Source organism: Nocardia sp. NPDC004168, from assembly GCF_040610355.1.
In the GTDB taxonomy this organism is placed as follows: Bacteria; Actinomycetota; Actinomycetes; order Mycobacteriales; family Mycobacteriaceae; genus Nocardia; species Nocardia sichangensis.
The window spans coordinates 16,198-37,991 of sequence record NZ_JBEXME010000028.1; the positions used below are offsets into that span (position 1 = coordinate 16,198).

At 71.2% G+C, this 21,794-nt stretch carries 20 protein-coding genes and 1 riboswitch; of the genes, 2 read left to right on the forward strand and 18 right to left on the reverse strand.

The genetic code is table 11. The features are described from left to right. Positions 1–136 precede the first annotated feature (136 nt). Positions 137–1,138, forward strand: a complete 1,002-nt coding sequence (locus tag ABZW96_RS31430; protein ID WP_355079598.1) for a methylenetetrahydrofolate reductase — start codon at positions 137–139, stop codon at positions 1,136–1,138. A 419-nt stretch (positions 1,139–1,557) separates the two neighbouring features. On the opposite strand, the gene ABZW96_RS31435 is transcribed toward ABZW96_RS31430, so the two are convergent. From ABZW96_RS31435 to ABZW96_RS31500, 14 genes are all read right to left on the reverse strand, one after another. Beyond that, entirely contained in the window at positions 1,558–2,715 is a 1,158-nt protein-coding gene (locus ABZW96_RS31435) for an LLM class flavin-dependent oxidoreductase (RefSeq protein WP_355079600.1), read from the reverse strand. Beyond that, complete coding sequence (locus ABZW96_RS31440; protein ID WP_355079601.1) at positions 2,712–3,518, reverse strand: DUF1684 domain-containing protein; 807 nt, start codon at positions 3,516–3,518, stop codon at positions 2,712–2,714. Before ABZW96_RS31440 ends, ABZW96_RS31435 begins: the two co-directional genes overlap by 4 nt. Next, entirely contained in the window at positions 3,515–4,885 is a 1,371-nt protein-coding gene (locus ABZW96_RS31445; protein WP_355079603.1) for an NtaA/DmoA family FMN-dependent monooxygenase, read from the reverse strand. The genes ABZW96_RS31440 and ABZW96_RS31445 overlap by 4 nt, the downstream gene beginning before the upstream one ends. Next, positions 4,882–6,015 carry an LLM class flavin-dependent oxidoreductase gene (locus ABZW96_RS31450; RefSeq protein ID WP_355079605.1) on the reverse strand — a complete coding sequence of 378 codons (1,134 nt, stop codon included), beginning with the start codon at positions 6,013–6,015 and terminating at the stop codon, positions 4,882–4,884. Before ABZW96_RS31450 ends, ABZW96_RS31445 begins: the two co-directional genes overlap by 4 nt. Then, on the reverse strand, positions 6,015–6,347 hold the full coding sequence (locus tag ABZW96_RS31455; RefSeq protein WP_355079607.1) for a hypothetical protein: 333 nt from the start codon (positions 6,345–6,347) through the stop codon (positions 6,015–6,017). The genes ABZW96_RS31450 and ABZW96_RS31455 overlap by 1 nt, the downstream gene beginning before the upstream one ends. Positions 6,348–6,523: 176 nt before the next feature. Further along, positions 6,524–8,146, reverse strand: coding sequence for an ABC transporter ATP-binding protein (locus ABZW96_RS31460; RefSeq protein WP_355079609.1), 1,623 nt, complete (start codon positions 8,144–8,146; stop codon positions 6,524–6,526). Further along, positions 8,143–8,982, reverse strand: coding sequence for an ABC transporter permease (locus ABZW96_RS31465; RefSeq protein ID WP_355079691.1), 840 nt, complete (start codon positions 8,980–8,982; stop codon positions 8,143–8,145). Before ABZW96_RS31465 ends, ABZW96_RS31460 begins: the two co-directional genes overlap by 4 nt. A gap of 101 nt (positions 8,983–9,083) precedes the next feature. Then, complete coding sequence (locus ABZW96_RS31470) at positions 9,084–10,088, reverse strand: ABC transporter permease (RefSeq protein ID WP_355079611.1); 1,005 nt, start codon at positions 10,086–10,088, stop codon at positions 9,084–9,086. Positions 10,089–10,090: 2 nt separating this feature from the next. Then, entirely contained in the window at positions 10,091–11,710 is a 1,620-nt protein-coding gene (locus ABZW96_RS31475) for an ABC transporter substrate-binding protein (protein WP_355079613.1), read from the reverse strand. Then, on the reverse strand, positions 11,707–12,819 hold the full coding sequence (locus tag ABZW96_RS31480; RefSeq protein ID WP_355079615.1) for an LLM class flavin-dependent oxidoreductase: 1,113 nt from the start codon (positions 12,817–12,819) through the stop codon (positions 11,707–11,709). Before ABZW96_RS31480 ends, ABZW96_RS31475 begins: the two co-directional genes overlap by 4 nt. Next, the gene (locus ABZW96_RS31485) at positions 12,816–13,331 is read right to left on the reverse strand and encodes a GNAT family N-acetyltransferase (protein WP_355079617.1); all 516 of its coding nucleotides are present in this window, start codon (positions 13,329–13,331) and stop codon (positions 12,816–12,818) included. The genes ABZW96_RS31480 and ABZW96_RS31485 overlap by 4 nt, the downstream gene beginning before the upstream one ends. Positions 13,332–13,335: 4 nt before the next feature. Further along, on the reverse strand, positions 13,336–14,295 hold the full coding sequence (locus ABZW96_RS31490) for an ABC transporter substrate-binding protein (RefSeq protein ID WP_355079619.1): 960 nt from the start codon (positions 14,293–14,295) through the stop codon (positions 13,336–13,338). A 14-nt stretch (positions 14,296–14,309) separates the two neighbouring features. Then, entirely contained in the window at positions 14,310–15,077 is a 768-nt protein-coding gene (locus tag ABZW96_RS31495; RefSeq protein ID WP_355079621.1) for an amino acid ABC transporter ATP-binding protein, read from the reverse strand. After that, entirely contained in the window at positions 15,074–16,081 is a 1,008-nt protein-coding gene (locus ABZW96_RS31500; protein ID WP_355079623.1) for an amino acid ABC transporter permease, read from the reverse strand. Before ABZW96_RS31500 ends, ABZW96_RS31495 begins: the two co-directional genes overlap by 4 nt. 27 nt (positions 16,082–16,108) lie before the next feature. After that, a riboswitch (SAM riboswitch) is annotated at positions 16,109–16,202 on the reverse strand. Positions 16,203–16,586: 384 nt separating this feature from the next. On the opposite strand from ABZW96_RS31500, the gene ABZW96_RS31505 reads away from it, so the two are divergent. Next, complete coding sequence (locus tag ABZW96_RS31505) at positions 16,587–17,294, forward strand: hypothetical protein (RefSeq protein WP_355079624.1); 708 nt, start codon at positions 16,587–16,589, stop codon at positions 17,292–17,294. Between the two features lie 26 nt (positions 17,295–17,320). On the opposite strand, the gene ABZW96_RS31510 is transcribed toward ABZW96_RS31505, so the two are convergent. From ABZW96_RS31510 to ABZW96_RS31525, 4 genes are all read right to left on the reverse strand, one after another. Then, entirely contained in the window at positions 17,321–18,487 is a 1,167-nt protein-coding gene (locus ABZW96_RS31510) for a glycosyltransferase family 2 protein (protein ID WP_355079626.1), read from the reverse strand. A 35-nt stretch (positions 18,488–18,522) separates the two neighbouring features. Next, complete coding sequence (locus tag ABZW96_RS31515; RefSeq protein ID WP_355079693.1) at positions 18,523–19,191, reverse strand: DUF3153 domain-containing protein; 669 nt, start codon at positions 19,189–19,191, stop codon at positions 18,523–18,525. A gap of 194 nt (positions 19,192–19,385) precedes the next feature. Next, a complete protein-coding gene (locus tag ABZW96_RS31520; RefSeq protein WP_355079628.1) occupies positions 19,386–20,225 on the reverse strand; it encodes a carotenoid biosynthesis protein in 840 nt (279 codons plus the stop codon). Continuing rightward, complete coding sequence (locus ABZW96_RS31525) at positions 20,222–21,787, reverse strand: NAD(P)/FAD-dependent oxidoreductase (protein ID WP_355079630.1); 1,566 nt, start codon at positions 21,785–21,787, stop codon at positions 20,222–20,224. Before ABZW96_RS31525 ends, ABZW96_RS31520 begins: the two co-directional genes overlap by 4 nt. Positions 21,788–21,794 lie beyond the last annotated feature (7 nt).

The following is a 21,794-nucleotide window of genomic DNA, read 5'->3' on the forward strand; positions in this document are numbered from 1 at the left end:
GCGGATGATTCGGGGCCGAGCGAGGGGCAGTCGCGCGTGTCGCTCGGCGTGGCGAACAACTCGCCCGATGCGAAGAATACGCGGAGGGTCCGAGCGACCCGACAGGGCCGCCACCGGCCACCTCTACACTGAACCGGTGACTTTCGACAACGTGCGGGGCGGCTCGACCCCTGGCCGGGCGTCCCGGACGCACCCGAACGTCTCCGCCACACCGTCGGTCGTGGAGAGTCTGCGGGCGCACGCGGGGCACGCGGTGCCGTTCTCCGTGGAGTTCAATCCGCCGCGCGACGCCGCCGCCGAAGCGCGGCTGTGGCGCGCCGTCCGGCAGTTCGAGTGCATGCACCCCGCGTTCGTATCGATGACCTACGGCGCGGGCGGTTCCACTCGCGACCGCACTGTCCGCGTGACCGGGCAGCTGGCGCAGGAGACGACGCTGCTGCCGGTCGCGCACCTGACCGCGGTCGAGCACAGCGTCGCGGAGCTGCGCTCGCTGGTCGGCGCGTACGCCGACTCGGGCATCCGCAACATCCTGGTGCTGCGCGGCGACCCGCCCGGTGACCCCCTCGGCGAGTGGCACAAGCATCCCGACGGCGTCTCCTACGCCGAGGAGCTGGTGCGCATCGTGCGCGACCTCGGCGATTTCCACGTCGGCGTGGCCTCCTTCCCGCAGGGCCACCACCGCTCGCCGGACCTGGCGACCGACACCGCGTTCCTGGCCGCGAAACTGCGTGCGGGAGCGGAGTATTCGATCACCCAGATGTTCTTCGACGTCGAGCACTATCTGCGTCTGCGCGATCGCCTCGTCGCGCTCGACCCGATCGAGGGCGCGAAGCCGATCATTCCGGAGCTGATGCCCATCACGTCGCTGCGCACGGTGCAGCGCGCCGAGGAGCTGTGTGGCAGGCCGCTGCCCGCCGCCGTGCTGGACCGGCTGCGCAAGGCGGCGGGCGACGACGGTGAGGAGAACGCCGCGGCGGTGCGGGCGGCGGGCATCGAGATCGCCACCGAGATCGCCCAGCGGCTGATCGACGAGGGCGCGCCCTGCCTGCATTTCATCACGCTCAATTTCGCCAAGGCGACCAGCGAGGTGCTGACCAACCTCGGTTACGGCGTCACGGCGACTCCGGTCAGCGCCTGACCGCGCACGGGGTCCTCTGATCACGGCGCGTCGAGCCGGCGGTGTTCAGCGGTGCGTACGGGTGGTCGTCCGGAACGCATGTCGAGTCGAACGGCCGATCACCGGTCGGGCGATCGTCCGGAACGTGCGCGTCGAGCCGAGTCGGCGATCACCGGTCGGGCGAGTGTCCGGAACACGCGTCGGGCCGAATCGGCGTTCAGCGGTAGCGCGCGGTGCTCCGGTGCCGGTGCGGCCGAGCCGAGTCGGCGATCACCGGTCGGGCGAGTGTCCGGAACACGCGATGGGCCGAATCGGCGTTCAGTGGTAGCGCGCGGCGCTCCGGTGCCGGTGCGGCCGGGCCGGACGCCGATCGACGGAACCCGGGCGAGATGATCCCGGAGTCTGCCGGTGCGCACGAGGACGCACCGGCAGGGCACCGGTCAGGCGGCGCGAGCCGCGCGCAGTCCCCATGCCTCGGCGAGCAGCCGATACGATTCCAGGCGATCGGCGTGCTGATGAGTGATCGTGGTGACGAGCAACTCGTCCGCCCCGCTGACGCGTTGCAGCGCGGCGAGCCGTTCCGCGACCGTGCCGGGTGATCCCACGAACTGGGTGGCAAGGCGGTCGTCGACCAGACGCCGCTGCTCCGCGGTGAGCGGCGCGATGGTCGCCGGATCGGGATAGTCGGCCGCTCCCGCCCCGCTGCGGATGCTGTGCACCCAGTGACCGTAACTGGCGGCCAGCCGCTGTGCGGTCGCGTCGTCCTCGGCCACGACCACGTCCGCGGAGATCACCACGTACGGCTCGGCCGAGTCGGCGGACGGGCGGAACGCCGCCCGATACGCCTCGATCGCGTCCAGCGCGGTGCCCGGCGAGACGTGATAGGCCGCGGCGAACGGCAGCCCCAGCCGCCCGGCCAGCTCCGCGCTCTCGCCGCCGGTACTGCCGAACAGCCACAGCCGTACCTGTGCGTTCTCACCGGGAACAGCGTGCAGCGCAACGCCTTCCGGGCTGACGAAACTACCGGCCAACAGGGCGCGCACCTCGCCGATCTGCTCGGCGAAATCCAGCGGCTCCGCGCCGCGCTGCTGCAACGCGCCCACCGAGGCGATGAATTTCGACCGGTCCAGGATGCGGCCCGGGTCGAACGGCGGCGGAACGACCACGCCGTCGCGGATCTCGGTGCGCCCGGTCACCGCGTCGACCACCGGTTTACCGCCCTTGTTGCGCCCGGCTTCGGCCCCGAACTGGCTGCGCCGATGACCCGACCGGCCCAGCCCCAGGTCGAGCCGGCCCGGGTACAGCGCGTCGATCGTGCCGAACGCCTCCACGATCGAGGCCGAGGTGTGATGACCTACCTGCACGGCCGCCGAACCCACGCGGATGCGCTTGGTGGCCGCGGCGACCAAGCCGATCAGGGTGATCGAGGAGGAACTGGCCACCCTGACGAAGTGGTGCTCGGCCAGCCAGTACCGGTGGTAGCCCCACTGTTCGGCGTGCTGGGCCAGATCGACGGTGTTGCGCAGCGCCTGCTGCGCGGTGGAGCCCGCGCTGATCGGGGACAGGTCCAGGATCGATAGGGGAACGGACCCGCTCATGCCGCACGCCCCTGCCGCGGATCCTGCTCGCCCGCTTCGATGGCCACGCGCAGCCGGTTCTGCGCGGGCGCCACCGGGCAGGTCGCGAAATCGGTGAACGCGGACGGCAGATTCGCCGCGCGGTTGAAGTCCAGCACCACCGTGCCGTCCGCCTCCGGTGCGCCCACGGTCAGTGACCGTGCGGCCGGGTAGGTCGTCACACCGCTGGTCGCGTCGGTGAACAGCACGCGCAGGTCGTTCCGGTCGCCGAACGCGACGACCCGTTCGGTCACCTCGCCGATGCGGAATTCGATGGTGCCCGCGGCGCTGTGGTGGTGTTCGAGTCCCTCGATCACCGCGCCGGTGACCACCGTCCGCTGTTCCTCGAACGGGGTGAACCGCCCGGAGAGCACCCAGCGTGGATCGGGTCGATACGACGGGATGCCGTCGAAGGTGAGCAGGGCGGGGGAGGCCGGGTCGTGCACCCGGACGGCGTAGCGACCTGTGCGGCGGATCACCTCGAGCACCCGGCGCTCCTGCCGGACGTGCAGTCCGGGCGCGCCTTCGGCGGGGGTGACGATCTGCACGCCGGCGATGCCGAGCCCGTCGTACTCCAGCCGGTCGGCGGGCTGGGCGGTGATGAACACCTTCTCGTCGGTGACCCACCAGGTGCCGGGGACATCCGGCAGCCGCTCGGGGCGGTCGGTGAGCCAGTGCAGCCCGGTCAGGCTGAGAAAGCCGAGCGGGTCGCGCAACTGGTCCTCGCGCGCGTGGTGCCAGCGCGCCCACTCGGTCTCGAAAACGCTGGTGATGCTGGTGGTCATGACGCTATGGCTCCTTCGTGGGCGGTGGTGCGACGGTGGGGATGGCGCAGGCCGAGGTGGTCGCGCAAGGTGGTTCCGGCGTACTCGGTGCGGAAGCTGCCGCGCTCCTGGAGTTCCGGGACGACCCGGTCGACGAACTCGTCGAGCCCGTGCGGGGTGAGGTGCGGGACCAGGATGAATCCGTCGGCGGCGTCGGATTGCACATAGGTGTCGATCTGCTCGGCGACCGACGCGGGCGTGCCGATGAACTGCTGGCGCGCGGTGACCTCGATGATCAGCTCCCGGATGCTGAGCCCGCCCGCTTCCGCCTTGGCCCGCCAAGCCTCGGCGACCGCCCGGGGGTCCTTGGCGTGCCGTACGCGGCCGCGGGTGACGGTGACGTTGTCGGCGGGCTCGACCTCCGGCAGCGGGCCGTCCGGGTCGTAGCCGGAGAGGTCGCGGCCCCAGACCTGCTCGAGGAAGGCGATCGCGGTCTGCGGACCGACCTGCTGCAGGCGGATGTGCCGGGCGCGCTCCTCGGCTTCGGCCTCGGTGTCTCCGAGGACGAAGGTGGCGGCCGGGAGGATCTTCAGCTCGTCGGGGGTGCGCCCGTATTTGGCCAGGCGGCCCTTGAGGTCCGCGTAGAAGCGCTGCCCGTCCGCCAGGGTGCCGTGGCCGGTGAAGATCGCGTCGGCCGTGGCCGCGCCGAATTCCCGGCCGTCGTCGGAGTCGCCCGCCTGCAGCAGCACCGGGTGGCCTTGCGGGCTCGGCGGGAGCACGAATCGGGCGGCGATGTCGAATTGCGTTCCGCGATGCCGGGTTTCCGGGATGTCGCGGGCGAACACCCCGGCCTCCCGATCGACGACCAGGGAGTCCGCGGCCCAACTGTCCCACAACGCCCGGGTCACCTCGACGGTCTCGGCCGCGCGGCGGTAGCGCTGCCCGTGCTCGAGATAGCCGCCGCGCCGGAAGTTCGCGCCGGTGAACGCGTCGGAGGAGGTCACGACGTTCCAGGCCGCGCGCCCGCCGGAGAGGTGGTCGAGCGAGGCGAATTGCTTGGCCAGCTCGAACGGTTCGTTGTAGGTGCTGTTGATGGTGCCGGCAAGGCCGAGCTTCTCGGTCACCCCGGCCAGCGCGTTGAGCACGGTGAAGGTGTCCGGCCTGCCCACGACGTCCAGATCGTGGATGCGGCCGAGGTGTTCGCGCAGACGCAGTCCTTCGGCGAGGAAGAAGAAGTCGAACAGGCCGCGCTCGGCGGTCCGCGCCAGATGCTCGAACGACGCGAAATCGATCTGGCTGCCCGACTCGGGATCGCTCCAGACGGTGGTGTTGTTCACGCCGGGGAAGTGGGCGGCGAGGTGGACGGGCTTGCGGGGCTTGTCGGTCACGACAGCGTGCCTTCCGTGCTGGTGGCGTAGCGGCTCGCCGGGCGGGGCAGGCCGAGGCGAGCGCGTAAAGTGCCCGCGGGCAGCGGTTTCCGGTCCAGTGCGGACAGCAGACGGACGGCGGCGGGAAGCGCGAGGGGGCGCAGGACCACGCCGTCGGCGGCCTCGGCGGCAGCCACGTCCGCGAGCAGTTCACGCAGCGTCGCGGTGGTCCCGACGTGGCGCAGGGCGGTCGGCGCGGGGGTGCGGACCGGGTCGGCCCAGCTGTCCAGAGTGTGGACGTCCACACGTGCCGTGTCCGGGGAGTCCGCCAGATGGATGTCCAGATCCAGCAGCACCTGCACGCTGTCGGGGTCGCGTCCCGCGGCCGTCAGCGCAGCACGCACTTCGGTGCGCCGCGTCCGTGCCGCGTCGAGATCCGCCGCGTCGATCCGGATCAGGTCGGCGCGGCGCAGCGCGACCTCGGTGTCGGCCGCGCCGTCTGCGCGCACCGCGACGATCGGCTGACCCTGGGGCGAGCGCGGAGTGATCGATGGCCCCTTCACCGCGAAGTTGTCGCCGGTGAAGTCGATGTAGTGCAGTTTGTCCCGGTCGACGAAGCGGCCGGTCGCGGCGTCGCGGATCTCCGCGTCGTCCTCCCAGCTGTCCCACAGCCGGGTGACGACATCGATCGCCTCGTCGGCCTCGTGCCACAGCGCGGCCGCCTCCTGTGCCGGTTTGCGTCCGAACGCCCGCGCCTGCTCGTCTCCTTCGGAAACGGTGACCTCCCAGCCCGCCCGGCCGAGCGTGGCGAAATCCAGGCTCTGGAACGCCTTCGCCAGATGGAACGGCTCGGTGTGGGTGACCGGCGCCTGCGGGATCAGGCCGACGCGGTGAGTGGCGGCGGCGACGCGGGCGGCGATCGCGACCGCGTCGAGCCTGCCCCGGGTGGCGCCGGGGCCGCCGGGCTGCAAGCCGAACGAGTCGGGCAGGAACACCGCGTCGACGCCCGCCCGCTCGGCCGCGACGATCAGATCGACCCAGTACCGCCCGGTGAACAGGTCTTCGGCGCGTGAGTCGGCACGCCGCCAGGACGCGGGGTGCGCGCCGGTCCCCGCCGCCTCGACGGCGAGGAAGAGGCCGGAATCCGTCATCAGGCCGTGCCCTCCGCGTCGATCTGCTGCCGCAGCGCCGGGTGCGTGCCCGCTCCTGCGACATCGGGGGCCGAGAACAACGCCTGCTGCCACAGCGCGGCGCGTATGCCGGGCGAGGAGCGGACGACGCGGCGGTCCCGCTCGGCGCGGACCGGTGCGACCGCGTGGACCCGCGCGTTACCGGAGATCTCGGCGGCGCGCGGGGCGCGCAGGCGGGTGCGCCACCAGCGGGCCGGGTCGGCTTCGAAGGCGGCGGGGTCGGCTGGAACGTCCGGCGCGGCGGCCGGTTCGGCGTCGGCGTCGGGCTTCCGGTTGAAGGCGGAGTACACCATCAGGGCGATCCTTTTCGGTCGGTGCCACCATGTGCTCGGCTTGTGGCCGGTGGTGGGCTCCGGTGAGCGGGGAGGGGTAATCGCGGAGGACGAGACGGCGGGTTCCGGGCGGCTGCGGCACGGAGCCCAGCGCCGCCGGTTCAGCACGCGGCTGTGGCGGTAGGTCGGATTCGGCATCAGGACACGCCTTTCGCCAGGGCGGGCGTCGGTATGGCCGACAACAGTTCACGGGTGTACTCGTGGCGCGGATCGCCGAAGATCTCTGCGGTGCGGCCGGATTCGACGATGCGGCCGTGCCGCAGCACCGCGACGTGATCGCTGATGCGGCGCACCACAGCCAGATCGTGCGAGATGAACAGGTAGCTCAGCGACAACTCGGCCTGCAGCCGGTCGAGCAATTCGAGAATCTGCGCCTGCACCGAGGCGTCCAGCGCGGAGACCGGTTCGTCGAGCACCAGCAGTTCCGGATGCAGCGCCAGCGCCCGGGCGATGGCGACGCGCTGACGTTGTCCCCCGGACAACTCGGCGGGCCTGCGCTGGGCGAAACCGGGCGGGAGCGCGACCTGCGCGAGCAGTTCCGCCACGCGGTCGCGGCGCTGCGCGCGGTTCCCGATGCCGAACGCGCGCAACGGTTCCTCGACGATCGCACCGACCCGCCAACGCGGATCCAGTGAGGCGTAGGGGTTCTGGTACACCACCTGGAAGCGTTTGCGCAGTGCGCGCAGCCGCGACCCGCGGGCCCGCGACAGCGACTGCCCGTCGAAGGTGACCTCGCCGCGGTCGGGTTCGGTGAGCCGCAGCGCGATCCGCGCGGTGGTGGACTTGCCCGATCCTGATTCGCCGACCAGCGAGAGGGTCTCGCCGCGACCGAGTTCGAAACCGACCCCGGCCACCGCCGTCACGCTGTCGCCCCCGTGCGCCCGGAAGGTCTTGTGCACCTCGCGCAAGACCAGTAGCGGCTCGCCCGTCCTGGGCTTGGGCTCGCGGTAGCCGTCGGCGGGCGCGAGGCTGGGTGAGGCGGCGAGCAGGCGCTTGGTGTACGGGTGGTGCGGCGTGGCCAGCACCTCGGCGGTGGCGCCGCTTTCCACCACCTCGCCGCCGTTGAGCACGACCAGGCGGTCCGCGCGTTCGGCGGCGACGGCCAGATCGTGGGTGATCAGCAGCACCGCCGTGCCGCGCGCCGCGATCTGCTCGGCGAGCCGATCCAGTACCCGGCGCGCGACGGTCGCGTCGAGCGCGCTGGTCGGCTCGTCGGCGATGACCAGGTCCGGTGCGCAGGCCAGCGCCGAGGCGATCAGCACCCGCTGGCGCTGCCCGCCGGAAAGCTCGTGCGGGTACTGGGTGGCCCGTAGTTCGGGCCGGTCCAGTCCGGCGTCGGTCAGCAGCTCGATCGCCCGCGCCCGTGCCGCTTTGCGGTCGGCCAGTCCGTGTACCAGCAGCGATTCGGCGACTTGGTCGCCGATTCGCCGGACCGGATTCAGCGACAGCCCGGGGTCCTGCGGGACGAAGCCGATGCGCGCTCCCCGCAGCCGCCGCAGCGCGCGTTCGGAGCCGGTGTCGACAACGGCGCCGTCGAAGGTCACGGTGCCACCCGCGATCTCGGCGTTCGCGCCGAGCAGGCCGATCACGGCGTGGGCGAGCGTGGACTTGCCGGAACCGGACTCGCCGACCAGCGCCACCACCTCGCCGCGGGCCACGGTGAGTGACACACCGTCGAGCGCGGTGACCGGGCCGGTGTCCGAGCGGTAACGAACCCGCAGGTCCTCGACGTGCAGCAGTGGAGATGCCGGGGCGCTCACGCGCGTTCTCCCTTCCCGATCGCGCGGCCGAGGCGCTGCGCGGCGAGCACGACGGCGATGATGACGAGACCGGGCAGGGTGGTCATCCACCACGCGGTCGCGAGATAGTTGCGGCCCTCGGAGATCAGCGTGCCCCACTCGGGCGTGGGCGGCTTCGCGCCGTAGCCGAGGAAGCTCAGCGCCGACACGGCCAGCACCGCCATGCCGAATTCCACCGCGGCCAAGGCGAGTACCGGCTGGATGGAATTGGGCAGCACGTGCCTGGCCAGCACCGTGTACCAGCGTGCGCCCGCGGCGTGGGCGGCCTCCACGTACACCGCCTGGCGCACCCGCAGCACTTCCGATCGCATCACGCGGGCGAAATTGGCCACCAGCGAAATGCCCACCGCCAGCGCTACGTTGCGGGTGCCGAAGCCGAGCGCGGTGACCAGCGCGAGCGACAGCAGCAGCGAGGGCACCGACAGCAGCACGTCGACCAGCCGCATGACGACGGCGTCCACCACGCCGCCGACCGCGCCGGACAACAGCCCGAGCAGCGCCCCGGCGACCAGCGCTATGCCCACCGCGGCCAGGGTGGCGGTCAGCGAGAGCCCGGCGCCGTGCACCATCCGGGTGTACAGATCGCGCCCGAGATTGTCGGTGCCGAACCAGTGTCGAGCGCTCGGGCTCTGCAACTTCTGCGCGGGCACGCCGGTCAGCGGGTCGCCACCGGCGAAGACCGACGGCACCAGCGCCCACCCCACGGCGAGCAGCGCGACGGCGCCCGCCACCAGCAGTCCGGCATTGCCGCGCAGAGTCTTCCACCGCACGGCCGGTCGTCGCAGACCGGTCAGCACCGCTGCGCGCTGTTCCTCGGTGACGTCAACCACGGGTCCGTACCCCCTCGGCGAGTGGTGCGCCGAGCAGGAGCCCGGCGTTACGAATGACGGGAGCGGGGTCAGGCACGGACGATCGCCTCCTCGGCGGTGTCGGCGGCGGTCTGCTCGGACTCGCCGCGCACACCGCGAGAGCGGGCGGCGATGCGCGGGTCGAGCAGCGGATACAGCAGGTCCACCGCCAGATTCACGCTGACGAACACCACTGAGGTGAGCAGCACGATGCCCTGCACCACGGGGATGTCCTGCGCCAGCACCGCGGTCTGGGTCAGCCGCCCGACGCCTTGGCGGGCGAAGACCGTCTCCACCACCACCGATCCGGCGAGCATGTTGCCGACCAGGACCCCCGCGATGGTGAACGCGGGCACACTGGCCGGGCGCAGCACGTGCGTGCGCCGCACCCACCAGCGCGACCCACCCTTGGCCAGGGCCACGTCGACGAACGGCTGACGCCAGGTCGTCTCCAACCCGGCGGTGAGCACTTGTGCGATGACCGCGCCGATCGGCAGGGCCAGGGTGAGTGCGGGCAGCACCGTGCCGGCGAAACCGTGTCCGCCGAATGCCGGAGCCAGCCGCAATTGGAACGAGAACACTTGCAGCAGTAGCAGTCCGGTCCAGAAGGTCGGTACCGAGACGCCGAGCGACGGCAGCGCGGCCAAGGCGTTGCGCAGCCAGGGCCGCCGGGTCTGGGTGGCCGCGAACGCCAGCGCGACGCCGCCGACGACCGCGAAGAGCAATGCGGTGCCGGTCAATTCGAGCGTGGCGGGCAGCGCGTCACCGATCGCGCCGGTGACCGGCTGCCCGGTCGCGATGGAATGCCCGAGGTCGCCGCGCACGGCGTGTCCGAGCGCGGTCGAATACTGTTCCCACAGCGGCCGATCCAGCCCGTAGCGGGCCTGCATCTCGGCGATGGCGGCCTTGTCCACCGGCGTGCCTGCGCCGCCGCCGTCGGCCGCGATCGAGATCGGGTCGGCGGGCAGCAGGTACAGCACAACGAACGACAGCGTGAACGCCGCCCACAGCACCCAGATCGCCTGCAGTGCCCGCAGGGCCAGATAGCGCGCCATGACTACCGTCCGCTCAGCCAGGTGTCGAAGAACTGCAATCGGGCGGAGGCTTCGAACTTCAGATCGCGCGTGTTCGCACTCGCGCCGATCGCCTGGGACAGCTCGACGGTCGGCAGCTGCAGTCCGGCGTCGAGCACCTGTTCCTGCGCGGTGCGGATGAGCCCGTTGCGTGTTGCGGCGTCGACGGTGCTGACCTGCCCGTTCAGCGCGTCGTCCAACGCGGGTACGGGGCCGCGCGCGTTGAGATTGCGCCCTTCGAGGCCGAAGGTGGTGCGCAGGATGTCACCGTCGGCGCGAGTGGTGTTGCCGTAGAAGGAATCGAAATCCTTGCTGCTCTGGCGCGCCGTGGCCTCCGCCGACGACACCAGGTCCAGCTTCAGCTCGACGCCGACCTGCCGCAACTGCTGCTGCACCAGTTCGAGGATCGCCTGGTTGCCCGCGAACACCTGGCTGAACAGCACCGAGAACGACAACCGCTCGCCGTTTTTCGTCCGGACGCCGTCCGCGCCGGGCAGCCACCCGGCCTGATCCAGGAGCGTGCGCGTCTTCGCCGGGTCGTAGGCCAGACGCGCGGAGAGGTCGGTGTAGCCGGGTGTGGTGCTGGCGAGTGTGCTGGTGGCGGGCTTGAATTGCGGGCCGAGCACGGTGTCGACCAGTTGCTTGCGATCGATGGCGGGCAGCAGGGCCCGGCGCACCGCCGGATCGCGCAACGGACCTCTGGTGACGTTGAGCTGCAAGCCGAACGGCACACCCGGGTTGGCGGTGCTGAGCACCCGGCCACCCGCCGCCTCGATCTGCGGAGCGTCCTGCGGCAGCGCGTCGCTGATCGCGTCCAGCTGCCCGGAGGCGAGACTGCCGGTGCGGACGCCGGATTCGGGCACCACGGTGAACTCGATCTTGTCCAGGTAGGCCTCGCCCCGATGGGCGAACACCGCCGAACCCCAGTGGTAGCCGGTCCGTTTGGCCAGCGTCACCGCGGCGTCCTGGCGGTAGGCCGCGTAGGTGAACGGTCCGCTGCCGACGTTGTCGCCGAGGCAACGCTGCTCGGCAGGCTTGGCCGTGGTCACGTCGGCCAGGATGCCGAGCGCCGCGGTCGAGGACGCCTGCAGGAACGGTGCGTTGGGCTTGCTGAACTCGACCCGGGCGGTGAGCCGGTCCACAGCCGTGGTCCCGACGTAGCCGGTGAGGTAGCTGCTGCCCAGCGGCGCCTTGCCCGAGCCGATCTTCACGACCGAATCGAACGTGTTGCGCACCGATTCGGCGGTGAGCGGCGTGCCGTCGCTGAAGGTGACGCCGTCGACGAGGTGGAAGGTGAAGACCTTCGCGTCGGGGCTCGTCTCCCAGCTCTGCGCCAGCCACGGCTTCAGCTCGCCGGTGGCCGGGTCCTGGTCGGTCAGCGAATCCACGATCTGCCGGGCGACGTACAGCGTCTGATTGGTGCCCGCCTGGGCGGGATCCGAGCAGGTCGGCGCCTGCGACAGGCCGTAGCGCAGTACACCGCCCGGCTGGGGCGGGCCCGCGTCGCCGCCGGGCGCGGCCGAATCACTGCCGCAGGCGGCCACGGTGGTGGCCGCGGCGAGCGCGCCGGCCAGCGCGACGATTCGGTGACGGGTTCGGATCACGGGGCAACTCCAGATACTTCGGGGCGGGGGAGCTCCTCGCCCTGGTCGGGGTCGGTATCGGCGACACCGGTCGCCAACGGTCGGCTGGGGATGCGGCGGCGCAATTCCGGCGCCACCTCGGCTTGGAACAGCTCGAGGCCGTCCAGGTACTGCCGCTCGGGGCGGCCGTCGCGTTCGGCGGACAGGTGGATCACCTCGTGGCCGAGGTGCTCGTGCTGGCGGCCGACCTTGTCGATCACCTGCTCCGGGCTGCCGATCAGCGCCGAACTGCGGGCCACGTAGTCGTCGAGGGTCTCGAACACCACCGGCAGCCCGCGTTCGCGCGCCAGCGCCAGCCGCGCTTCGAAGATCGGCGCGTAGGCCGCGAGCGCCTCCTGTGAGGTGCGCGACACCTGGAATCCGGCGGTGCCCGCGCCGACCAGCGCGTCGGCGGGGTCGTGGCCGTGGAACGCCCAGCGCTCCCGGTAGTGGCGCACCAGCTCGGCATACGGCTCGATCGGGTTGGTGACGTTCGCCGAGAACAGTGGATCACCGTGGCGCGCGGCCAGTTCCACCGATTCGCGGCTGGTGGCGCTGCCGTGCCAGATCCGGATCTTCGGCTGCCACGGCCGCGGCAATGCTTTGGCCTCGCGCAGCGGCGGACGGAAGCGCCCCGACCAGGTCACGCTGTCACCGGCCCACAGGGCGCGGAACAGTTCGTAGCCTTCGCGATTGCGGTCCCACTGGTCGTCGGGCGTGACGTGGTACAGCTGCGCCTGTGCGGCGCCGTTGCCCTTGCCGATGATCAGCTCGAGCCGCCCGCCGGACAGGTTGTCCAGCGTGGAGTAGTCCTCGAAAGCGCGCACCGGGTCGAGCAGGCTCAGCGTGGTCACCGCGGTGAACAGCGTGATCCGCGAGGTGAGGGCGGCCAGGTGGGACAGGATGACCGGCGGCGCGGCGGACAGGAACGGCTCCTCGTGCCGCTCGCCGACGGCGAACCCGTCGTAGCCCAGTTCCTCGGCCAGCCGCGCCTGGCCGACGACGTCGCGCAGGCGTTCCCGGGTGCCGGGCAGGCGGCCGGTCCGCGGGTCGGGTACCCGGGTCACCAAGGTGAACAGCAGGAACTTCACGCGATCGCTCCCAGCGCGGGCAGCTGCTTCTCGAAGGGATGCGGCCCGATCTGTTCCGCGGGCAGGTCCGGGTCGTAGAGCGCGCGGTAACCGGCGGCGAGATAGAGGCCGACCGCTTCGGGCTGACGCGGTCCGGTGGTCAGGTAGATCCGCCGGTAGCCGCGGCGCGCGATCTCGGCTTCCAGCTGCTCGAGTACGAACAGTCCGAGCCCTTGCCTGCGGTGCTCCCGCGAGGTCCAGATCCGCTTCACCTCCGCGGTGTGCGCGTCGTAGCGCTGGAAGGCACCGCCCGCCACCGCTTCTCCGTCGCGGGTGACGACCAGCAGGGCGCCGTGCGGCGGCGCGAACGCGGTGGCCGGGTGCTCGCGCAACGAGGCGTGCACCTCGCCGGGCGTGCGACCGTAGCGGCTGCTGTACTCGAGGGCGAGTTCGGCAAGCAGGGGCGCGGCCAGGGGGTCGTCCTGGGCCACCCGGTGCACGCGCAGCGTCGGGGTCGAGAGCGGTTGTGTCATCGGCTCAGCGCTTCTTCGGCAGGCCGGGCGGGTTGATCCGCGATTCGGTGACCGTCTCGCTCTGCAGGCCCCAACGGTCGATCACCTGCTGATATGTGCCGTGCTCGATGGCGTAGGCGAGCGCGTGCTGCACGGCGGTGATCAGCCCGTTGTCCTTCTTGGTGAGCACCGCGATCTCGCCTTGCAGCGCCTCGCCCGCACCGGAGAAGGTGCCCACGATCCTGGTCTGCTTCGCGGTGGCCGCGTGGTAGATCGCCGTCGGGTTCGGGCCGAGGTAGCCGTCGAGCCGCTGCGAGGCCAGCGCCAGGTAGTAGTCGGTGGTCTGCTGGAAGTAGGCGATGTCGATCGGGGGCAGTCCCTCGGCCCGGTTCTGCTCGTTCCACTTCACCAGCAGTTGCTCCTGGTTGGTGCCGCTGCCGACGCCGATCCGCTTGCCCGCCAGGCTCGTCCGATCCTTGTATGCCAGCTTGCTCTGGATCGGCACCTCCAGCGCGACGTTGTCCTTGCGGTAGGTCGCGAAGTCGTACTTCTCCTTGCGTTCCTCGGTGACGGTGACGTTGGAGATGAACGCGTCCACCTCACCGGAGTCCACCCGCACGAAGTTCTGCGACCAATCGGCCACCTGCGCATCGAGTTTCAGGCCGAGGATGTCGGCGACCAGCGAGGCGAAGTCGATCTCCGAGCCGACCACCGTCCGGTCGTCGGTGGCGTAGAACCGCAGCGGCGGCGCTGCCCCGGACGTGCCGGTCACGACCAGCGTGCCGCGGTCGCGGATCGCCTTCGGCACCTCGGCGGCGATGGCATCGACCTTGGCGGCCCGAACGCGGCCGGACTGGGCGGGGGAGAGGTCGAAGGTGACCGAACCGGCGGGCTGCGCGGCGTTGTCCGCCTCGGGTTCGGTGCAGCCGGTGGCCAGCAGCACGACCGCGGTCGCGGCGGCGGTGACCAGGGCGGAGAACTTCATCGGATACCTGTTCGTCAACGGACTCGGGAAAGGAACGCGCGAGTGCGCGGGTGTTCGGGATGGTCGAGAACGACCGAGGGCGGGCCCTGCTCGACGATGACGCCCTCGTCGAGGAACACCACGGTGTCGGCGACCTCACGGGCGAAGCCGATCTCGTGGGTGACGATCACCAGCGCGGTGCCGCCGTGCGCCAGATCGCGGATCACGTCGAGCACTTCGCCGACCAGTTCCGGGTCCAGCGCGGAGGTGGGCTCGTCGAACAGGATCACGCGGGGGCGCAGCGCCAGCGCGCGGGCGATCGCCACCCGCTGCTGCTGCCCGCCCGACAGCCTGCGCGGATACGCGTCCGCCAGGTGCCCGATGCCGACCCGATCCAGCAGCAGGCGTGCCTCGCGCTCCACCTCGGTCCGATCGCGCCGCTGCGCGGACAGCGGTGCGAGCGTGACGTTGTCGAGCACGGTCAGATGCGGGAACAGATTGAACTGCTGGAAGACGAAGCCGATCCGGGAGCGCTGCTTGCGCACCGCGTGGTCGGGCAGCGCGTGCAAGCGGTCGCGCCGCAGCCGATATCCGATCAGCTCGCCGTCGATGTGCACGGTGCCCGCGTCCAGCGTCTCCAGATGGTTCACCACGCGCAGCAGGGTCGACTTGCCCGACCCGGACGGGCCGATCACGGCCACCACCTCGCCGGATCGCACGGTGAGATCGATGCCGCGCAACACTTCGTGCGAGCCGAAGGATTTCCGGACGCCGCGGACCTGCACGGCGGGTGTGGCGCTCATCGGGTCGCTCCGCGCGGTGCGGCGGGACCGGCCTCGGCGACCTCGCGCAGCTTCCGCCACGCGCGTTGCAGCGGCGTCGGCGGCGGCGTGCGGTGCGCGCCCTTGGCGTAGTGGCGTTCGATGTAGTACTGCGCCACCGAGAGCGCCGTGGTGAGCACGATGTACCAGACCGTCGCGACCATCAGCAGCGGCACCACCCGTCCGTTGCGCCCGTAGATGACCTGGACCTGGTAGAACAGCTCGGCGATCGCCATCACCGACACGATCGAGGTGCCCTTGAACAGGCTGATCACCTCGTTGGCCGCGTTCGGCAGGATCGAGCGCATCGCCTGCGGCGCCACCACCGTGCGGAATTGCCGCAGCCGTGGAATCCCCAAGGCGGCGGCGGCTTCCAGCTGACCAGCGTCCACCGAGATGAACCCGGCCCGGATGATCTCGGCCGAATACGCCGCCTGATGCAGCGCCAAGCCGATCACGGCGGCGGTGAAACCGCTGATCACCCCGTTCACCTCGAAGGTGAACAGCGCGGGCCCGAACGGGATGCCGACCGAAAGGGTCCGATACAGGTAGGCGATGTTGAACCAGAACAGCAGCTGCACGATCAGCGGGATCGAGCGAAATGCCCAGATGTAGACCCACGCGATCACCCGCAGCACCGGGTTGTTCGACAGCCGGGCGATCGCGAGCGCGGTGCCGAGCAGAAAACCCAGCGCCGTGCCCCACGCGGTCAGCTCCAAGGTGACCCGCAGCGCCGACAGCACCGACTCGGCCGTGATGTACCGCGCGAACGTCGGCCAATCCCAGCCGGGATTGGTGGCCAGCCCGTGCACGAACTGGGCGAGCAGGATCAGCGCGACGGCACTGATCACCCAGCGCCAGGGATGCCGGGTCTTCGCGACGGTCGGCGTCGTGCCGGTCTCGGCGGGGGCCGGTGTTCCGGTCGGGTCCGGTTCGGTCGGCGCGGCGGCCTCGGGGGCGGCGTCCGGCGCGGTGGACGCGCTCATGACGGGTCCTCGATGATCACTTCGGTTCCTCCATCGGTCCCGGCGGAAGCACCCGCACCCGGTGACCGGGGGGTTGCTGCGACGTCGACGAGCCAGGTCTCTCGGTCGCTCTGGATGGTTGGCGCCGACCCCCTTCAACGGATGTCAGGGGCGAGCCGAATCATGATGCCCAGCAAGGGAAGCCTGGAACAAGAGAAGTAATCACCGTGAGCGTAGATCTTGTCGACGCCGATTCATCGGATCTTTGTAGTAACCGGGCGTGCGCTGCTCTGCCGAGGGCGAGGTGAGATTCCGCGCTTCGCCGATCCAGGGCGCGTGGCGCCGGACTGGGATGGTCCGATGCAGCATACGGCTATCGCCGACGCTGGGGAACGCCGGTGGGCTACGCGGAGGTCCGTTCCGGGCAAACAGGACTCGCCACGAAATTGCTGTGTGCAATCTCGGCTGCTGATTGCGTTTGCCGGAGTACTGTCCCCCTCGATCGTTCCGCCGATGAGGAGGTTTCGTGACCATATTGCGCCGTCTGACCCAGTTGTCCGCTGTCGCGACCAGTTCGATCGCCTTCGTGCTCGCCGGGCCGGGGGTCGCGTTCGCGGCTCCGGATGCCACGATTCCCGCGTTTCCCGAGGACTCCGTGCCGATCGCCGCCCCCGGTGACCTGTTCGGCGCGTATCAAGCCGCGCTCGACGCGTTGCGCGCGCTCGGTATCCAGCCGTTCGCGTACCCGAGCGCGTCGGCGTTCTGCCTCGACAACACCACGGCCGGTCTGGCGCCCGCCGTGGCAGGCGCCATTCCGGGGCCGTGGCCGAAGACCACCGTCCAGATTCCCGGCCAGGACCTCAGCGCCGTCAAGGCCGGGCAGGCCATGTTCACCTTCGTGCCCTACGGGCTCGGACCGGACGGCCCGAATACCGCCGGAATGCAGGTGAGCTGGCTGAATCTGAGTACCGGTCGCAGCGGCACCGCCGCCATGGGGCCGCTGCCCGAGGTCGCGCGTTCGATGGTTCCCGCGGCCGTTCCGCCGGACCAGCGGCCCGCGGCCGAGCAGGCGATCCGGGACTTCCTCGTCGCGTCCCTCCCGATGGGCGGGGTGCGCGCGGTCCCGGTGGACACCGGGAAGGGCACCGTGCTCGCCGCGATGTTCGGCACGGTGCAGAACGGCGCCAAGTCCTGCTTCTTCCTGCCGACGGTGGGAATCACCCCGGTGCCATGAGATTTCCGTCACCGCGGCACGGCTGCTCAGGGAAGCGGCCGACCTTTCCAGCGGGCCGTGCCGCGGCGCCGGGCCAGGTGTGATCGCACCCACAAAAGCAGATACACCGCCACCGACACCGGATGCGCGACGGCGGCAGGCAGGTCCGAAGGTTTCAGCGGGCCGCCGGTTTCGGTCGAGCGGGCCAGCAGTCGCCCGGCGACGGCGGCGAGCCAGCCGGCCAGGCCCGCCCGGCGGTGCGCCCCGCGGCCGAACACCGCCACTGCGGGCGGCACCCAATAGGCAAGGGCGGCAACCAGTCCCACCGCCGCTCCACCCGTTATCGTGCCGTCGTAGGCCGACCAGAGCCAGCGGGAGTAGCCCGCGTCCAATTCCGCGGCGTCGCGATACATCCTGGTGCGGGCCAGCGGTCCCGCGGCCACCAGAACCGTGGAATGACCGGCTCGCCGCAGCGTACGGGCGATGTCGAGGTCTTCGGTGACGCTTCCGGCCACCGCCGTGTGGCCGCCCACCGAGCGGTACGCGGCGTTGTCGAACACGAGGAACTGCCCGCAGGCCACCGCCGTGGCGGGCCGCAGGCTCCGGTCGGCCGCGGTGACCGGCAGCGTCGAGGCCCACGACCAGCACAGCAGGGGTTGCACCAGCGCCTCCGCCACCGAGCCTGCCACCTGCAGCGGCCAGGGGGAGACCAACGCGGCGCGTCGTTCGCGCAGCGCGCCGACCGCCGCCGCGAGCGCCGTCGGGGCCAGCCGCACGTCGGCGTCCAAGAAGATCAGCACCGGCGTCGACACCTCCTCGGCCAGCCGGACGCAGGCGGTGGCCTTTCCGGTCCAGCCGGGGACCGGATCGGACTCGCTGTGCAGCAAGGTGAAACGCGGGTCGCCGTCGATCGCCGCGCGGGCCGCGGCGCCGGTGTCGTCGGTGGACGCGTCGTCGAGGACGCGTACCGCCATGCGCGGCACGCCCACCTGGGCGCGCAGGTCGCCGATCAGCTCGGGTAGCCGGTCGGCCTCGTCGCGCGCCGGGATACAGACGGTGACCGGTTCGATCACCGTCGTCGGGGTGTTCGTCAACCGCCGTACGGTGATCCGGTTGTACAGCGCGATGCCCGCGCCCAACACGGCGACCGCGGCGGCGAAGGACGGCAGGATCGAGTTCGCGCGCAACGTCTTCGGCAGGTCGGCACTCACCATGTGGGCCACGCTATCGCGGCACACCGACCTGTCGCTCAGCGATTCTGCGTCACCGAGCGCCACCAGCGGCTGAGCGAGAAGCCGACCTCCGGCGCGCCGGGCGCGGCGGGGTTGCGGTCCATGTACGCCATGGCCGCGACGATGGCGGCCACCGCGAGCGTGATGCCGCCCGCGATGCCCGCCCAGCCCGCGAACGAGCGGGTGTTCGGGTCGGCGTAACTGACCTCGGCGCGCAACGTGGAGACATCACCGGGCGGCAGCTTCCAGGAGACGACGTTGTCGCCCTCGCGGCTGCCGTTGGTCTTTGCGACGCGGGCCGGGAACGCGATGGTGAACTGCACGTCCGAGCCGTGCGGCGGCACCGATTTCAGATCGACCCGCCCGCTCAGGCTGACCAGGTCGCCGGTGCGCTGGAATTGCAACTGGAACATGCCCTGGGTCTGCTCGGACAGCCCGCCGAGCTGCTGCACCTCGCCGAACGACAGATCCTCGAAGAAGACCTGGCTGCCCATATATCCGTCCTGGGCGTACGGCTCCACCCGCACCTTGGCGGCCAGCGTCTCGGGCGCCTTCAGCTGCGGGCCCTTGTCCCCGGCGTCGGCGGGCACCACGGCGGCGACGATCCGTCCGGACACCCGGTCGTTGGACGAGACCCCCATCGAAACCTGGACCCGCAGGCACGCTGCGAGCATCGGGACCAGCATCGCCGCGAGCAGGACGACCGAAGCGGCACGCGCGGCACGGCGTGGGACCCGCCGCGGCGGGCGATCCGGGGTATCGAGCTTCGTGGTGACGGGACTCGGCTGCACGGGTGACATCGTGCCAGGCCGTCCGCCCGGAATGAAACGCGCCACTCATCGCGCGCGTCGGCGCGCCGAGTGCGGGGAATCACGCCGGGTCAGCGGCGCGCGCGAGCCAGGACGACGAGCAGGGGAACACCGAGCACACCCATACCGGCGAAACCGTATCCGGCCGACGGCAGGAGACCGAGGAACACCGCGTGGGCCAGCGCCGACCCCAGCCAGGTCCACAGGAAGAAGGCCACCGGTACGGCGACCGCGATCGCGCGGCCACCCGGTCGCGCTACCCGTACGGGATCCGGAGCCGCTCGCTCCCAGAGCGCCAGCAAGCAGCCCATCACGAGCGCGACAGCGAACCAGCCCAGGTAGTTGGTCACCGGAATCAGGTCCAGCCCGGGCAGGCCGGAGTGGGTGTCACACCAGGCCCACTGCCCGTCGGTCACCATCTGCGAATCCAGGAAAAGATCCCAGCCCACCGCGCCCACCGCCGTCGCAAGGACCCGCGTGACCGTGTGCCGTGACAACAACCCGGCCACCACCCACACCGGATACATCCCGCCGGTCCAGGCCAGCGGGACGAGCAGCGGCACCGTGAGCAGAGCGGGCCCGAGCCGGTCGGTCGCGTACTCGTAGCAGCCGAACGGTATGCCGGTCGCGGTACCGATCACCTCGGCGGTGAGCCCGACGCCGGAGACGATGATCAGGAAACCGACGGCATAGCGCAACCCCCTGGTCGCGGTCGCGTGCGCCAGCGCGGCGGCGGCGGAGAGCAGCACGACCGCGACGGTGACACGGTCGCGCGCGCCACCCGCGGCGAGTGGGTAACCGATCTGCGCGACGATCGTCAGCACGACCAAGGCGAGTGGCAGCAGAAAACGCGCGGAGCGGTATCGGAACCGTTCTGTCGCCTCGGGCGGCAGTTCGCCCGAATCCGTCATCGTCGCAGCCACCGCGACAACCTGGGCCGGTTCAGGTCGCGCAGCGCGAGTGCGGCGGCCGTCCGTCCGCTGGCGCCGGAGACGCCGCCGCCGGGATGGGTGGACGCGCCCGTCAGATACAGTCCCGGCGCGCCGGGCACCCGCTGCCCCGCCAGCTCGGGCAGCGGACGCCACAGCATCATCTGGTCCAGCGACATCTCCACGTGCATCACGTTGCCGCCGACGAGCCCGAGTTCGCGCTCCAGGTCCACGGGTGTCTGTACGTGTCTGCGCAGCACCGTCTCCGCGAAACCGGGCGCGTAGGAATCGACTTCGGCGATGATCCGGTCGCCTTCCCGCTGCGCGAGGCCGGCCCAGTCCGCCCCGGAGGCCGGTCGGTACGGGTGCCATTGCGCCCACAGCGACAACTGGTGCTCGCCGGGCGGCGCGATGGTCGGATCCACGGCGCTGAAGCTCATGGCCAGCACGACCGGTCGCGGCGGGAGGTCACCCGCCAGCGCCGCGCCGTGCGCACGACGCAACTGCGCGCGATCGGACACCAGCAATTGCAGGCCGCGGGCGGAGTGATCGATCGGACTGCCGGGATAACGGGGCAGCGCCGAAGTGGCGGCCCGCACCACCATCCCGATCCCGGGACCGACGCGGATGCGCGTGCGCCAGTCGTCGAGCACCGCGCCGTCGAAGCCGCCGTCGCGGAGCAGGTCCAGAGTGGTCAGCACGTGGCAGCCCGCGATCACGGTGCTCGCGCGCAACTCTCGGCCCGAGGCGGTGCGCACCCGCCAGCGGTCCCCGTCGCGACGCAGGGCGGACACCGCGTCGCCCGCGGTCACCACCCCGCCGTCGGACCGCAGCCGCGCCACCAGCGCGGTGGTCAACGCCCCGCTGCCGCCGACCGCGCGCCCCGGCGGCAGCGTGTGCATGAGCGCGGCGAAGCCGACCATCGGCGCCGTGCCCGGCTCCGACATCGGCGGCCCGGACTGCGCGCCGAACCAGGCCAGCGACGCCTTCAACCGTTCGTCCTCGAAGAACACGTCCAACAGGGCGTCGCCGGATTGCAGGAACTCGCGCGAGAGTGCGCTGCCGCCGTTCCTCGCGTCCAGTCCCCAGAACGACCGCACCAGCCTGCCCGGCGTAGGTGCGCCGCCGAACGCCCGCATCACCCTGGCGCTGCGCGGACCCCACACCCGGACGAACCGGCGGTAGGCGTCCGCGTCCCGCGGGCCGCAAGCCGCGGCGATGGAGGCGCAGGTCGCATCCAGGTCGCGATGGAACACCAGGGCGGGGCGATCCGCGTGCGCGGGCGTGAAACCCCATGGGTCGCAGTCGATGTACCGCAGGCCGAAACGGTCGAGTCCGAGGTCCTCGACGATGCCGGTGTGGCGGATCATGATGTGCGCCGACGAGCCGCGATCGACCCGGTGGCCGGGGAATCGCTCGACCGTCGACACCGCTCCGCCGAGGACCTCGTCGCGTTCGAGCACTTCGACCTCGTGCCCGGCGCGGGCGAGGTAGCACGCGGCCACCAAGGCGTTGTGGCCCGAGCCGACGACGATCACCGTCACGTGATCC

What these genes read in the sequence shown, in the direction of transcription:
- ABZW96_RS31435 (WP_355079600.1), bottom strand. Translation starts at nt 2,715, where the DNA reads ATGAGCGGGTCCGTTCCCCTATCGATCCTGGACCTGTCCCCGATCAGC.
- ABZW96_RS31440 (WP_355079601.1), bottom strand. Translation starts at nt 3,518, where the DNA reads ATGACCACCAGCATCACCAGCGTTTTCGAGACCGAGTGGGCGCGCTGG.
- ABZW96_RS31450 (WP_355079605.1), bottom strand. Translation starts at nt 6,015, where the DNA reads ATGACGGATTCCGGCCTCTTCCTCGCCGTCGAGGCGGCGGGGACCGGC.
- ABZW96_RS31455 (WP_355079607.1), bottom strand. Translation starts at nt 6,347, where the DNA reads ATGGTGTACTCCGCCTTCAACCGGAAGCCCGACGCCGACGCCGAACCG.
- ABZW96_RS31470 (WP_355079611.1), bottom strand. Translation starts at nt 10,088, where the DNA reads ATGGCGCGCTATCTGGCCCTGCGGGCACTGCAGGCGATCTGGGTGCTG.
- ABZW96_RS31485 (WP_355079617.1), bottom strand. Translation starts at nt 13,331, where the DNA reads ATGACACAACCGCTCTCGACCCCGACGCTGCGCGTGCACCGGGTGGCC.
- ABZW96_RS31490 (WP_355079619.1), bottom strand. Translation starts at nt 14,295, where the DNA reads ATGAAGTTCTCCGCCCTGGTCACCGCCGCCGCGACCGCGGTCGTGCTG.
- ABZW96_RS31495 (WP_355079621.1), bottom strand. Translation starts at nt 15,077, where the DNA reads ATGAGCGCCACACCCGCCGTGCAGGTCCGCGGCGTCCGGAAATCCTTC.
- ABZW96_RS31500 (WP_355079623.1), bottom strand. Translation starts at nt 16,081, where the DNA reads ATGAGCGCGTCCACCGCGCCGGACGCCGCCCCCGAGGCCGCCGCGCCG.
- ABZW96_RS31510 (WP_355079626.1), bottom strand. Translation starts at nt 18,487, where the DNA reads ATGGTGAGTGCCGACCTGCCGAAGACGTTGCGCGCGAACTCGATCCTG.
- ABZW96_RS31515 (WP_355079693.1), bottom strand. Translation starts at nt 19,191, where the DNA reads ATGCTGGTCCCGATGCTCGCAGCGTGCCTGCGGGTCCAGGTTTCGATG.
- ABZW96_RS31520 (WP_355079628.1), bottom strand. Translation starts at nt 20,225, where the DNA reads ATGACGGATTCGGGCGAACTGCCGCCCGAGGCGACAGAACGGTTCCGA.